Source organism: Candidatus Poribacteria bacterium, assembly GCA_021295715.1.
Lineage (GTDB): Bacteria > Poribacteria > WGA-4E > WGA-4E > WGA-3G > WGA-3G.
Genome location: JAGWBV010000027.1, coordinates 18,838 through 33,824 on the forward strand (window position 1 = coordinate 18,838; position 14,987 = coordinate 33,824).

7 protein-coding genes are annotated in these 14,987 nt (G+C 49.0%); 5 read left to right on the forward strand and 2 right to left on the reverse strand.

Going from position 1 to position 14,987, the window contains the following annotated elements; genetic code table 11:
* Positions 1–4: 4 nt before the first annotated feature.
* Positions 5–1,075, reverse strand: coding sequence for a Gfo/Idh/MocA family oxidoreductase (locus J4G07_08790; GenBank protein ID MCE2414086.1), 1,071 nt, complete (start codon positions 1,073–1,075; stop codon positions 5–7).
* A gap of 164 nt (positions 1,076–1,239) precedes the next feature.
* Positions 1,240–2,094 carry a LamG domain-containing protein gene (locus J4G07_08795; GenBank protein MCE2414087.1) on the reverse strand — a complete coding sequence of 285 codons (855 nt, stop codon included), beginning with the start codon at positions 2,092–2,094 and terminating at the stop codon, positions 1,240–1,242.
* A 538-nt stretch (positions 2,095–2,632) separates the two neighbouring features.
* Here J4G07_08795 and J4G07_08800 point away from each other — a divergent pair.
* The 5 genes from J4G07_08800 to hisC all read left to right on the forward strand — a co-directional run bounded on the left by J4G07_08800 (position 2,633) and on the right by hisC (position 14,937).
* Entirely contained in the window at positions 2,633–9,430 is a 6,798-nt protein-coding gene (locus tag J4G07_08800; GenBank protein ID MCE2414088.1) for a hypothetical protein, read from the forward strand.
* Positions 9,431–9,658: 228 nt separating this feature from the next.
* Positions 9,659–11,353, forward strand: a complete 1,695-nt coding sequence (locus tag J4G07_08805; protein ID MCE2414089.1) for a hypothetical protein — start codon at positions 9,659–9,661, stop codon at positions 11,351–11,353.
* A gap of 119 nt (positions 11,354–11,472) precedes the next feature.
* Positions 11,473–12,444, forward strand: a complete 972-nt coding sequence (locus tag J4G07_08810) for a hypothetical protein (GenBank protein ID MCE2414090.1) — start codon at positions 11,473–11,475, stop codon at positions 12,442–12,444.
* 158 nt (positions 12,445–12,602) lie between these two features.
* A complete protein-coding gene (locus J4G07_08815; GenBank protein MCE2414091.1) occupies positions 12,603–13,712 on the forward strand; it encodes an NAD(P)-binding domain-containing protein in 1,110 nt (369 codons plus the stop codon).
* 112 nt (positions 13,713–13,824) lie between these two features.
* A complete protein-coding gene (gene hisC, locus J4G07_08820) occupies positions 13,825–14,937 on the forward strand; it encodes a histidinol-phosphate transaminase (GenBank protein MCE2414092.1) in 1,113 nt (370 codons plus the stop codon).
* Positions 14,938–14,987 lie beyond the last annotated feature (50 nt).

Here is a 14,987-nt window from a genome sequence, read left to right on the forward strand (position 1 = left end):
GAGGTCAGGAATTTTTCAAAACCCCGCAAAGTTGTGAATCCAAATCTGAGGGTGGGTCAAAAGGGATATTAATCGGTTGGTGAGAAATAGCACTCGCATATATGCCCAAAACCGCATTGAACTGGTGCAACGCGAGTTTCAGATTGGTTGCGACCGGACGGGTATCATCTTCAATCCAGTCAAACATCGCCTGCGTCAGGCGCGCTTGTGCGAGGTCGTTTTTTGCACGCCAAGAATCGGGGGTTTGCACGCCGTTCTCAGTCAACCGGGGGGTGACGATTTCCCATCCACTGAATTCCTCAAAGAGGACGTGCCCGTTCTCACAGTATGCGGCAACGCGACAGTGCTTGTAGACCGTATCGTCGTCTATGACGCGTGGAGAAGTAGCACCGGTGTTCCATAACCCATAGACCCCGTTTTCAAATAAGACTTGACACGACGATGTATCGGGAGCAGGATAATCGCTATCAAGCGATTCAGCACCGCTCGCAGTGCCAAAGACCCTGACAACGGGCGAATCGTTGTTTAAGGACATCGCCCAATCAATGATATGCGTGCCTTGGGCGGTGAGGTTCATCCCACACGAAAAATCTAAAAAGCGAATCTCGCCCAATTCACCGCTCTCCACCGCCCTTCGGCAATTGGTGAAATCGGGATGCCACCGGTACTGTTTACCAACTCCAAATTTTGTAGCCGTCTGCGCCTCTAACTCGCATAGAAAACGCCAGTCTTCGACCCCGCAGGCAATCGGTTTTTCAACGAGGCACGCCGGAACGCCCAATTCTGATACCATCGGCATCAACTCACGCCACTGGTCGGGCATTGCGACGAGGTGAACCAAATCAGGCTGCTCTGCGCGGAGCATCTGTTCGGCATCTGCATAGCCGGTGATACCGAAAGTCTTCGCAAATTTCTCACGTCGGGCGACATCTGAACGGTTTGCGCACGCGACCAACTCGCCGCTCGAAACATGTTCATAGGCATTCGCATGACCATAAGCCCTGCCACCGCAGCCAATGATCGCACTTCTTTTAATTTTTCCTTGCGGAGGAACAACGTCCATTCCAACTTTCACGCGCATCCCCTAAATCTGAAAAAACACCCGAGCAAAAACCCTACGCCGTTATTGCAGGCTACGTTTTGGGTTGTAGCAGGAGGGAAACACCCAAGCAAAACACTTTGATTCCCGATTTCGCCCCTCCTACCGACAACCGATAACACTCAACCTCGTCAGTGATACTAATGCTCCGACTTTACGCGTGCCCATACCGTGGTCAAACGGCCCTCTGGTGATACAGGCGTAAACCCAAAGAGTTTACCAAGCCCCTCGTTCATGATGTCATTGACATCGGCTTCACTTAACGCGGTATTGAAAACACCCACGTCATCCATGAGACCCCATGCGGGTCGTTGATCCGCCATGCCACCAATCTGGAGTGATTGCCCGGTCAATCCAAAAACACCACCCGTATTGGCTTGTGCATCCACTTTACCGTCTATATAGGCTATCATCTTCTTTCCATCGTAGGTGAAAGCGATGTGGTGCCATTTATCGTCATTGACGACTGTTGGGCCGGCGACCCATGCCGGTGCAAGTTGATCACTGCCGATCTCAACTTTACCGTGCCCGCCACCGCGTCCGGGTCCGAAGATGTTCAGTAAGCAATTATATTGGAAATTAATGATGGCATGGTCGTCGTTACAGCAACCACCCAACACGACTTTCTCTTTTTTCTTGAGTTTCACCCACGTCGTAGCGGTATATTCTTCAGCACAACTGTCCAAACTCTTTGACGTCTCGACCATTGCAATCTGAAACTCGTCATCACCGGAGAGACTCAATGCCTTATCAAATTTTCCGTCATCTACCAATTCGGCACCTTTAAGCAATTCAGCATCATTGCCGTTCTCAGTAGAATCGGGAGACATATCTTTGTTATTGACCTCATCAAAGAGCCACACGCCAACGATGTTTTTGGTATCAATTGCCGCATCGCTCACAGGGGCAAATATCACTGCGATAGCTATTAAAAAAACTACCGCCAAAACAGACAATTTTCGCACAATATTTTCCTCCATTGTCGAAATATCCATTATCTTACCTTAACGACATCAAAGATGTCAAGAGAAAAAAGATGTGCAGCTTCGCACTGAATCTGCTAAAATAGAGAAGAGGTTGCTGTCTACAACACAGCACTCGACGAAGATGAACTCGACGAAGTGATGGAGAGTCTCACGAAACAATTCCAAGCCGTGGACGCAGCAGGGAAACTAACTGTGACATGGGGACACCTTAAAGAGAGATAGCGTTTTTAGTAGTTTGTAGTTAACAGTTAGGCACATTAGGGCAGGTCTGTCTAAAGACCTCGCCAGTAAGGTAGGCATTTCCCTGTAAATTAAATAAAGACCTATGTAAACACACAAGCTTAACTTTTCGTTTGCATTCAAGATTCCAGCTTAAATAGTCATCGGTTATCGGTTAAGAGGTTTTCTTCCAACAACACCCTCTTGTAACCGACACCTGGCAACTGATAACCGACACCTCTAAAAATACGATAAATCAGGGATATACGTGCAGATACATTTTTTGTCGAAATTGGTAAACCAGTTAACCTTAAAAAAGCAAAACCTGTTGTTAAAAACTGGGATCATTTTTATAATTGCCCTCTGTTCAACGTCGGAAGTTGTCGTCAGTCGTATTGCCGAAGAAGAGACTGAACCCAAAAAGCAAACCCAAACAACTCCCGCAACATCTGACACTCGCGCTACCGCTCCTGATTCCGACACACGCGAAACACCACCCGAAAATCAACGCTATACTGGATTTGGACTATTCAACCGCGACCGCTTCGACCCTGATAGCGAATCAAAGCACTTCATTTGGCAAAGTGGCGATCAGCAATCAGCAGTCAGCAGTCAGCAAGGCTGGTGGGAGACACACACGACGCAAGAGGATACCACAGAATCTACCGAAGACCAAGAACCGATAACCGATAGCGATCGCCTCATACAACCCTACCTCGACAGTCTCCGACGCTGGCGGTATCCTCCTCGTTTAACCGATCTCAATAAACTCTATGACTGGAAACCAAGACCGAAGCGCGATGAAAAAGGCATTGCTCTCCCGATGGATTCCAATCTTAGGATAACAGGCTTACAATCTGTAACCGTAGAGGCGAACAAAACCCACTATTTCGGTGAAGGCGATCTGAACCGATATGGCGGTTATGGTTATGGCGGCGGATACGGTGGATACTCATCAGGACTTGACTTAGGACTCACTTCGTCTTATGGTTACGAAGATTTCGGCTACAGCAGCGGCGGCTTTGGCGGTGGATACGGTTCAGGATATGGAAGTAGTTACAGCAGTTATGGCTCAAGTTACGGTTCCAGCTACGGCGGATATAGCGGCGGATACGGCAGTGGCGGTGCCCCACGCGCAAGCGGGTTCAACTTACGTCAAATACAGCAATTTGGGCTACACGGTCGCGTGGGACAACGGACGCATATCGCTGTGGACTACAGTGCTGGTGGTAGTGGTTTCGGGGGCGGTGGATATGGCGGCGGCTATGGCGGCGGATACGGTGGGGGATACGGCGGTGGATATGGTATCGGTGGCACAAAAGAACAGAAGATTAAAGTCTGGTACGAAGGCACACCGGAAAGTATTATAAAAACCATCTCCTTCGGCGACATCACACTCAGTTTGCCGAACACCCGCTTTCTGAACATCAACCGGAATTTGTTCGGACTTGAAGGCGTTTTTGAATGGAAAAACACGCGTCTTACGGCATTCGGTTCTCGCAGTAAGGGGATACGCGAGGTGCGGACTTTTCGTGGACAGTCGCGGCGCGCTGGCGGCGGATACGGTTATGGACCGCGCGGGATTCAGATACCGGACACGAACTACGTTAAAAATCGGTTCTACCACATCCAAAAAGGTGAAGATGGCGAACTACACGACGCATATCTCCCCATCAAATCAGGGAGCGAGCAAATTTTCATTGACGATGGCGTCGTAGGAAACAACCAAGGCGGTCAACGAACGAGTCGAGGCTACTTCAATCCCCAATTCTCCGGTCAGGACTATAATATTGACTACGAAACCGGTGAAATTGAATTCCTATCTCCGATTTCTGCAAATTATACCATCGTCGTCTCGTATGAATATTTAGGCGGAGACGGCGGCCTCGTCGGTAAATCTGAAGTCTTTGTTGATGAAAATGGAGATGGAACCCTTGACGAAGAGGGTGAAGAAATCGGCTACGTCGTGCTAAAAGAGAAGGGGTTTCGCGGCACAGAGGCAACACACGTCTATAGCCTTGGCAACCGCAACATCAATCCACGAGATTTCACACTCCTAATCCTCCGACAAGGACAAAGCGAAACCTTCCAGACAAGCGCAGGCACTGTTCCCTATATCGCAACTTTTGGGTTGGATCAAAACAGTGACGGTATTGTAGATGCCCAGTTTATAGACTATGACAGAGGCTTACTCCGTTTCCCAACGACAAATCCGTTTCAAATCGTAGACCCAGCCCATCCATATTACGAGTATCGCGATTCACTCAACAACACCGCCATCTATCTCGAAAGTGTCCGAACAGATGCTCAAGTCTACACCATCATCGCGGATTACGCGTATCAATCAGAAACGTATAACGTAGGCTTGTTTGTGATTCCAAACAGCGAGACGGTCCGATTGAACGGACAGCTTCTGACTCGTGATACTGACTATATGATGCTTTATGAGGTCGGCACGATCCGATTCTTCAGGCAATTGGACGAGTTCGATGAGATCGTTGTGGAATTTGAAAAAACACCTTTTGGCGGTTCATCACAGCAAACCGTAGCCGGTGTCTGGTTAGAGTATACACATAAACAGAAACCCAAGTCTGACAGAGAACAGAGCCTTGAGGACAGATTCAATCGGTTAGGGGGTCTCCAAAGAATGGATTCAGATATGCTTGGTGAAGGAACGGATGCCTTCGGTTCGGGTTTGTCAGGTGGACTTCAACGCAGGGGTGGGGGTTTCGGTAGCAGTTCTCGCCTCGGCAGAAGCGGTTTCGGGGGTGGATTCGGAGGCGGTTATGGCGGCGGCTATGGCGGCGGTTACAGCAGCTTAGGAGGTCGATCACGAAGTTCCTACGGTAATTATGGCGGCGCGATGAACTATTTCAACCCCGTTTTTCAAAAAGGATTTTCGCTCTCAACGGGTTATATTCTGAACACCGGACAAAGACCCGCGGAAATACCAGATGTGAATAGCGTTCCAAACCGCTTGCAAGCGTTCAATGTGAATACGAGTTTTGGACGGGAGTTTAACGTTGCGGGTGTTTTAAATCTGTTGCCCTTTATTAACGTGAGAAACCTGCCACTCTCAGTTGACTTCAGCGGAGAAGCGGCTTACTCACACAACAACCCGAATAGTATCGGCGTCGCGCTCATTGATAGCATGGAAGGGGCAAAGGAATCAACAACCGTCCCGACGTTAAAATACAATTGGAAACCGAGCAGCGTCCCATACGTATCGGAGAATGCGTCAATACCCGCTGGAGATCCCGATTACCGTGTTATACCGACCGACGAGAATAGAGCTATCTTCAACGTTGTGCTGAAAGACAAAAACGAAACGGAAGCCATAGGCAACTATATGCGGAACCGCGATGTGCCAGCCTCGTCAATCCAACCGCTCTCTCTCTCGACCGAAGAACGCCTCATTATGGAACTCGGCTACAATTTCACAGACGTTATCGCCGAGTGGGGCGGTTTTTCAAACGGTCTCTCCGCATCCGGCGTAGATTATTCGGAACGTAGCTTCGTTGAAATCTGGATGCGCGTCCAAGGCGACGACAATGTAACACTACACCTGAACCTCGGAGTGGTGAACGAAGATACAGATGCCGATGAACGATTGGATAGCGAAGATATCCCAGAAACGCTAACAGATACGAATGGAGACGGAAGCATTGATGCATTGGATTTAGACCTCGAGAATCTTTCAGAAATTGATCGCTATCGTGGGAACGGTGCGCTTGATACAGGGGAAGATATCGGATGGGGACTCAGCGGTCCGCTTGAAAGAACATCTATCGGTGTAGGCAACCAGATTCTGGACAGCGAAGATCTCAATGGAGACGGTGTCCTTGACAGTATAGATGCGTATTTTGAGGTGGCGATACCACTGAATGAGATTCCGAAAGAATGGGTCAAAAGCAAAAATGCGAACGGTTGGATGTTCCTCAGTATTCCACTCTCTAAATTTAAGCCAGCAGGTTCCCGTCTGCCGAGTCTCGTTTTTGTGCAACACTTCCGATTCTGGTTAAGCAAAAACGCTCCGGGTAACGTAGAAGGTTTATTACAATGGGCGGATATCGAAATCGTTGGCAACAAATGGAAGCAGGGGATTATCACTCGGTCAAGTTCGCAGCCTGCTATCGACCCCACCACGGGCGAATCCATAACGAACAATCCAGCATTCGGCGCCACCGGAGAAACCTTGTCAACGAGTACAATTGTGGAAGACACATTGGAAAAATTTATCGTTGGCACGAGGGATAACTTCAGTTATGACGCGTATCAAAGTGCATATCTGGATATCGAAGATAATGAACTTTTCAAAAAATTACATCCATTCACAGCCACTTCACTCGGTTTTCAAACACAACAACAACGTGAACAGACACTCAGCCTTGATTATTATCTCTTTCCCGGCTCTTACGGTGTCACCTCAAAGCAATTGAAAGGCTTAACACAAAGCGAAGGGCAAGATTTCAGCAAACACGATACACTCCGCTTTTGGCTTTATGGTGACAAAAGCGATACAACCTTCGTTTTACAACTCGCGCCAACCGTCCGAACCGGCTATCGCAGTTCCTTCTATAGTTCAGACCCGTTTGTCAATCAGACAGAACAGGAATCAGACATTAACGTTTTCGAGAATCTAACAGACTACTATGAATATACAGTCCCGATTGACTTTGAGGGTTGGAAGTTAATTGAAATTGATTTACGGGACCGCCACAGAAATGACTATCCCGATGTTGATAGCGATCCACAGGATAGCAGTCAGCAAGAAACTGTCCCTTCACCAGAAACCCTCCTAACTGACAGCCAACAGCCGGCAGCCGATAGCCAACAGCCCGATGGACAGCCTGATGGTTTCACAATTCGAGGGAAGAACAGCACGCGGCTTTCTATCAAAAATATCGGTGGTATCCTCTTGGGTATACGTAACGACACTGGACGTGAAATCAGCGGAGAAATCTGGATAAATGAGATTCACCTCGGCGATCCGCTCGTGCGTGCCGGATGGGCGCGTCGGGGCAATATGGCGATGTCCCTCGGTAGAATCGTTAAATTACGCGGCGGTTACGCAAGCCAAGACAAAGATTTTGAAAGTAGCGCGGGGGAAGTCGGTAGACAACGACTCTCTTCACGCGGATATAGCACAACAAACAACGACTTCAATATAGATGCAGATGTCACGCTATTCCCATGGCTGCCCATCCGATACGGAATCCGACACCAAGACACGGAAACCGAGAGCCAGCGCGGCAGCTACAGCAGCTTCCAGAGCGGGAAAAGTGAAATCCGTACCCGAGATATTTCTGTGCAGTTCATTCAAAACCCGTATCCGAATCTCGGCTTTGCTTACAACTACCAAGACTTTTGGAACGAACGTCAAGGCACACAAATTAGCCACCTTTATACGGGTAGTTTTCGGTATGAACTCGGTTCAAAACTTGGGGTCAACGCGCAGTATCGGCACGAAGACATACTCGCCAAACCCGAAACCGCAACGGAAACATCTTCGACCTCAACATCCTACTATAGTTACGGCTACGGTAGAAATCGAGATGAAAAAACGGATAGCGGCACCATAACATTTAATATCAGTCCGACGAGTATCTTCAGCCTGAACCCGAGCTACGATGTTCGCCGGACGCTTGAAAGGCGGGAAGATCCAAACACCAGCACCACACTTACGGGTAATATAACGACTTCGGGGTTGGAAACTCCTCCGACAACCGCCGAATCCGAAGAAGAAACACCAGCCGAAGATGTTAAATGGTCAATTGCTCAGCGAGAACACCGGTTGTCGCTGACACCACGCTTAAACCGGGATCTGATCGGTATGCGTCCCACTGTAACAAGCCGTATGAGTTTTCGTGAGAACTGGTTCCGTGAACAGAAAAACGCTTCACTCAATGGCAACATCAGTTTCGGCGTGAACCTCCGCGTTCAAAAATGGTTCGGATGGTTCCTCAAAGAAGGGAAGGGAGGAACGGAAGAAGGCGAGGATGGAGTGCCCAACCTTCCAAACTCCCAACCTTCCACGCCAGAAGCGGATGGAGGAACGGAAGAAGGGGAGGACGGGGTGCCCAACCTTCCAAACTCCCAACCTTCCACGCCAGAAGGGACTGATGACTACAGTGAACAACTCAGGGAAAATGGTATCGACGAAACGCAGATCCAAGAATTAGAAGAGAATTCTTCGACTTGGATTGAACGGGATAAAGGAGCAGTCAGGCATCAGCAGTCAGCAGTCAGTAAGAATAGCAGTCAGCCAACGGTTTCGGACAGCCAACACAAGGACGGTATCCTGCAGCGAATTTTGAAAAGTTTCACTGTTAACACCAATGCAAACTTCACCGCTACTGAATCGTATCGGCAACTTGCCTCTGGACTCTCAATGTTAGAAATCTATTCGCTCGCGGACGATGCAAAGGAACGGACGAACTCCCGGCGCAGCAATCGTTACACCGTCCGGAGCTCGGTAGACCCATGGAATTGGGCATCCTTGGGAACAAACGTCAGCACTTCCGACAGCTTCCGAAAAAGCTCAGGTACAACCTACGTACAGAACACCAATGCCTATGAAGCCGACGTAAAACTGAAAGCGCGGGAGACCTCCAGTTTCCAACTCCGCTATAGTTATACAACGCGAAATAACGGGACGCTGGACAATATACTCGGTGACAGTAAAGCCCATATCCCTTCACTGAGTTGGATACAGACATGGGGCAAAGAGACCCGGACAGCATTGGGTGTCCGAACTACGATTCGGGACCAACTCCGGAGCGGTATTAGAAGCAACGCGCTCATCGTTACGCCAAACCTGAGTATCGAATACAGATACCATACAGAAAATGGGATATGGATCCCGTTTTTCGGTAGAATCCCTCTGAAACACGATCTCGATCTCACCAATACCCTCTCTTGGGCTATCCGAAGAGAGCAATACGGGGCGAACCTTGAAGAGCGTTCAGAAAGGTATGAGACGACCTTGCGCGTCGGCTACAAAGTTAGTACCCATATTACAGCGAATTTCCATCTCGGCCTTAGCTACAACCACGATAGGGTTGAAGAAGGTAGAGACTTCCTCTCCATTGCGACCGCCCTCACCGTCCGCGGCGAAATCCAATAGAAAACTTGACAACGAATTCGCCCGCCCATCCAAACAAACTTAGAAAAAAATTGGAAAGAAAAGCGATTTATGATATAGTAGCCATCAGTACGGATTTTTTGAAAAAAATCCTTTCAGTTGTTAGCGGTCAGTAGACTTTGTTAACAGTAACGGTAGTTTTCAACTCTCACATCTTCTTTGCCGATTGCTGATTGCTGACTGCCGATTGCCAGTAAAAAAAGGAAAAACATGACAGGAAACCACAATACAGATATACCCCGCCCAGAGTACCCGCGTCCAGATTTTCAACGCGGAACATCCGAAGGTATCGACTGGATCTGTCTAAATGGGACATGGGAATTCGCTTTTGACCCTGACGATACCGGCGAACAAAATCAATGGTTTGATCCGAAGCCAACCGCTGAGTCCCCATGGACATTGCAAATACAGGTCCCTTACCCCTGGGAAAGCCTTGCGGCATGGGGCGACGAAGAACAAGCAGATAACGCAACCTATTTAAGTAAAAACGCCTATATCACCCCTGAAGAAGTCACCTGTGGTGGTTTAGAACGTGGTGGAAATTATCGGGACCAACCGAGGCATACAATCGGGTGGTATCGCAAACCGGTCTCTATCCCTGAGAATTGGGGAAATAAACGCGTTATTCTGAAATTCGGTGCCGTTGATTGGGAAACGACCGTCTGGGTGAACGGTAAAATGGTCGGTAAGCATGAAAACGGGTACCTGCCGTTCGAATTTGACATCACAGACGCACTTACACCCGGGGAACCCGCACGTATCGTCGTTCGGGCTTACGACGCACAGGACCACGGCGAGCAACTCGCGGGCAAGCAGATAGGTTGGTATGAACGCACCAGTGGTATCTGGCAATCTGTCTACTTAGAACCGAGAAACGAAACATACATCGCGCAGTGCCACATAACACCTGACATTGACAACGCCTCCGCCACGTTTGCTGTTAAGATAAATGGAAACTTAAAAAATACAGAACGCAAGTTGCGTTGGAATTGCGACGAACTGGGGGGGACAGTTGAAGTCTCTGGAGAGAATGATACGCAATGGACCATCAATATCCCGCCAGACCAACTCCACCTCTGGGACGTAGACACGCCACACCTCTATCATGTAACGCTTGAATTGCTGGAGGAAAGTGCTTCTAAAACCGAACAAGATCCAAACACTGCGCAACCTAACCAGAAACCTGCCCGTAATGTAATGGAGGGCAGCCCAGGGGACCATAATTTAAAAATTGATAGGATTTTTACCTACTTCGGTATGCGCAAGGTTTCCATTGCGAAAGCACCGGGTGGAGATTACCAGTATATCTACCTCAACAACCGCCCTATCTATCTGCTGGGTGCGCTCAATCAGTCGTTTAATCCGGAAGGCGTGTATACATTCTTGACAGATGAAGCGATTCGCAGAGATGTCGAACGCGCAAAAGAATTCGGATTCAACTTCCTCCGTCTCCACATCAAGGTAGATGAACCGCGTCTCTACTATTGGGCTGACAAGTTGGGTTTGCTTTTTATGTGCGACATCCCGAATTTCGGCGATTATACGGAGAAAGCGAAGGCACGATTTGTGCAAACGCTTCGCGGAAACATTGCGCGTGACTACAATCACCCTTCGATCATTTCATGGTGTAATTTCAACGAAACTTGGGGACTCGGCGGCAGAGAGTATAAAGAGATGCACGAACGGCAAGAATGGGTGCGCGAGATGTATCACCTCGCCAAATCTCTTGATACCACCCGCCTGTTTGTACGACCATGTAGAGACAGACATCAACTCGTGGCATTTCTACATCAACGATTACGAACAAGCGAAAGAACATATCGCCAACGTTGTGGAAGAAACATATCCGGGTTCAACGTTCAATTATGCCGGTGGCAATGTCCAGAGCGATGCGCCGTTGATTAATAGCGAATACGGGGGTATCTCAGCAGGGGCGGGGGACAAGGACATCTCATGGTGTTTCAAATACCTTACCAACGAACTCCGTCTCCATCCGAAAATTTGTGGTTACACACAACGGTTTTATGAAATACGACCGGTCGGTGAAGGCATTCGGATACGACTATCTCGATATTAACGCCTTAGATTTTATCGCTATTGATTATCCACCTGGGACAACAGTTACACCGGGTGAGAAGATAAAGGCTGACATCTACGCGAGCCATTTCTCGCACAAAACCATCACAGACACGACACTCCACTGGCAATTGGATACAATGTCAGCGACGGGAGACATTACACGTGGATGCGTTTCAGGAAGCGTTGATATTCCATTTCCGCAGTATCAAGTGCAAAATGTGCACCGACTTGAACTCACCATGCCTGATGTCCACGCCGCGGTCGGCACACTCCACGTCTGGGTAACAGATAGCACCGGTTCTGTTGTCGCCCGCAATTTCATCAACTTTGAGCATGTGGGAGAGGATTGTATCCCCGAAGTCCCTGTAGGAGGGGTTTCTAACCCCGAATTTCGAAACGATTCAGGGGTAGTGAGTATAAACTATGTCCCTGGAGACGTGTCCAAATCGTCCTGGGATGAACCCATAAATGAAGAACACCTGTTTTCCGCAGAGGGAAGTGGTTACGTTGAATATGAGATTTCGTTGATAGAAGGAATCGGTACAACAAATCCCGCGGAGATGGAATTGATTTTTGAAGCCTCCAGCGCAAACGGTGGTGCGCGTCAAACGGAACCTAAAAAATATCCATCTGACGTGACGATCTCTGTCAACGGCGTTGAAATCGAGACGATCCGCATACCCGACTGTCCTGCGGATGCGCGCGGTGTGCTTTCTTACATCCATGGGCAACCCGGCACCTACGGTTACCTTTATAGAGTTAAGGTAGATCCGTCCGTTGTTTTTGAGAACGAGGCAGATACATTAACAGTCCGATATGAAGTGAAAGCAGATGCTGCGGCAAAAGGGGGGTTTGCCCTCTACGGTGCACGCATAGGTAGATACCCGACGGGTCCCCATCTGCGCATTCATCGTTAATTGGCTATCGGTTATCAGTTATCAGTTATCGGTTAAAGAAGCTCTTGATAACGATAACCTAACACTGAGAAAGGGAGAAGGGGTTGAAAGTTTATTGGAAGACGCTCACGTCACAGGAGACGTAACCGACAACCGACAACTGACAACTGACAACTATTATGGCAAGTCCTGAATTTGTATTCACACGTCACCCCAATTTAGAAATTTCTTGGCCCTACGTCCACGAACAGATGGTGCGTCGATTAGAAGAATTAGGTGTCACACTCGTCCTGAACACAGAGAGCCGAGACCCTATTCACGAACAGGTCGACTTAAGCGAAACCATCGGCATATCCCATTTTGGTGGAAACCTGACTGAAGCCTGTATCGCGGCAGCCCCGAAACTGAAAGTTTTCGGAGCAATGACCGACAATTCTGGACACGGTATCCCATATCAGGCACTTCAAGCACGGGGGATCCCTGTGATTGAATCGACACGCGCGTGGTCGCAATCTGTCGCAGAATGCGCTTTCGGTCTTGCGCTGTCTTCGCTGCGTCGGACTGCACAATGGCATCTGCGGATGGCACAGGGCGAAAAACTGTGGGATTGGGAAAACCCGATGTGGGGTTCGCTCAACGCACGTGAAAGCGGGGCTCCGTTGGATAAACTCCCGGCTGCACATCAGTTCTGTGACGACCCCGATTTCGTCAATGGCGATCTCGGAACGAAACGGATAGGTGTTATCGGACTCGGGCAAATTGGCGGCAAAATCGCAAAATGGTGCAGTTTCTTCGGTGCGACGGTGATGGGCTTCGATCCGTATGTATCGGACGAACTTCTCCAAGAATGGAACGTGCAACGCGCCGATATGGACACACTCGCTGATAGCTCGGATATCGTTTTCGTAGCAGTCCCACCGACACCTTCAGCCAAACATCTGCTGAATCGAGAACGGATCTATCACTTAAAGAAAGGGAGTTTGGTTGTCGTGATTACACGCGCCTTTGCTGTTGATATGGACGCACTACGAGAACGCCTCGTGAAAGACGAACTCGCTGGTGCCTTCGACGTTTATGACATCGAACCGGTTCCCGTTGACGATGAACTTCGTAATCGGGACAACGTTGTTCACACGCCGCATATCGCAGGAAGAACGATAGATTCCAACTTACGCGTGGCAGACATGACCGTGGACGATTTTGTGCGGGTCCTCAAAGGTGAAACACCCATCGGCGCGTTGACACCGAAAGCAGTTGAGGTCCGGACTTCACCCACCCCAACCCAATAGAAGAGCCATCGGCTATCGGTCTTCGGCTATCGGTAGAGAGATTCTCGCGACGACCACAAGCGTATCTCCTACCGATTGCTGATTGCCGACGGTTTCCGACAGCCATCAAAAAATGTCAACCAAAACTCACTCTCAAAACCTCGTTCGTTCAGACATCGCGGATATGGCACCCTATACGCCAATAGTTCCTTTCGATGTCCTGAGTAAACGCCTTGGCATTCCTGCTGAAGACATCATAAAACTTGATGCAAACGAGAATCCTTATGGTCCCGCGCCTTCCGTCTATCGCGCCCTCGCCGATGAAAAGCATTATCACATCTATCCAGATCCGGACAGCACTGCCCTCCGTCAAGCACTCAGCCAGTACACAGGCATTGATGCGACGCATATCATCGCCGGGCAGGGTGCAGATGAACTGATTGATCTCATCGTTCGGCTGTTCGTCAGCCCTGGAGACGCGGTCATCAACTGTCCGCCAACATTCGGAATGTATCGTTTCGACACGGAACTTAACGGGGGCGAAATTATTGATGTCGAACGAAACGCAGACTTTTTTTTAGACATTGAAACAATAACTGAAATTGCCTCCAGCGGAAACCGAAACACTAAAATCCTTTTCATTACAAGCCCAAACAATCCCGATGGCAGTGTTCTGAGTGATGCGTGTCTCCAGCAGCTGCTTCAGTTGCCACTCATTGTTGTATTAGATGAAGCCTATATCGAATTCGCCGGCGGCGGTTCCCGTGCAGACTGGGTTCTACAACATGAAAACCTGGTGGTGCTGCGGACGTTCAGTAAGTGGGCAGGACTTGCGGGATTACGGGTAGGCTACGGTGTTTTTCCCGAATGGATAATTTCGCACCTGTTGAAGATTAAGCAACCCTACAACGTAAACGTCGCTGGGTCGGCCGCAGCAGTGGCTTCGCTGTCAGATCTCGGTTACCTACAGGAAAACATCAGGAAAATCGTAGAGGAACGCGAACGCCTCTATTCTGCCTTGCGAAATTTTGATTTCTTAGAGCCGTATCCGAGTGAGGCGAATTTCATCCTGTCACGGGTGATTGGAAGAGACGCGGCAGGATTGAAAGCGGCGTTAGCTGAACGAGGCATTCTCATCCGATATTTTAACACACCCCGCTTACAAGACCACGTCCGGATTAGCGTCGGTAAACCGTCCCAGACATCCGTCCTCTTGGATGCATTAGAAGTTGCCGGTTCCCAGTAATCAAACGCCCACCAAAAACCGAATATCCCTGAAACCCGTAAAACGCAGAC

Coding starts and splice junctions, on each gene's coding strand:
- J4G07_08795 (MCE2414087.1), bottom strand. CDS start 2,094: ATGGATATTTCGACAATGGAGGAAAATATTGTGCGAAAATTGTCTGTT.
- J4G07_08810 (MCE2414090.1), top strand. CDS start 11,473: ATGAAATACGACCGGTCGGTGAAGGCATTCGGATACGACTATCTCGAT.
- J4G07_08805 (MCE2414089.1), top strand. CDS start 9,659: ATGACAGGAAACCACAATACAGATATACCCCGCCCAGAGTACCCGCGT.
- hisC (MCE2414092.1), top strand. CDS start 13,825: ATGTCAACCAAAACTCACTCTCAAAACCTCGTTCGTTCAGACATCGCG.
- J4G07_08815 (MCE2414091.1), top strand. CDS start 12,603: ATGGCAAGTCCTGAATTTGTATTCACACGTCACCCCAATTTAGAAATT.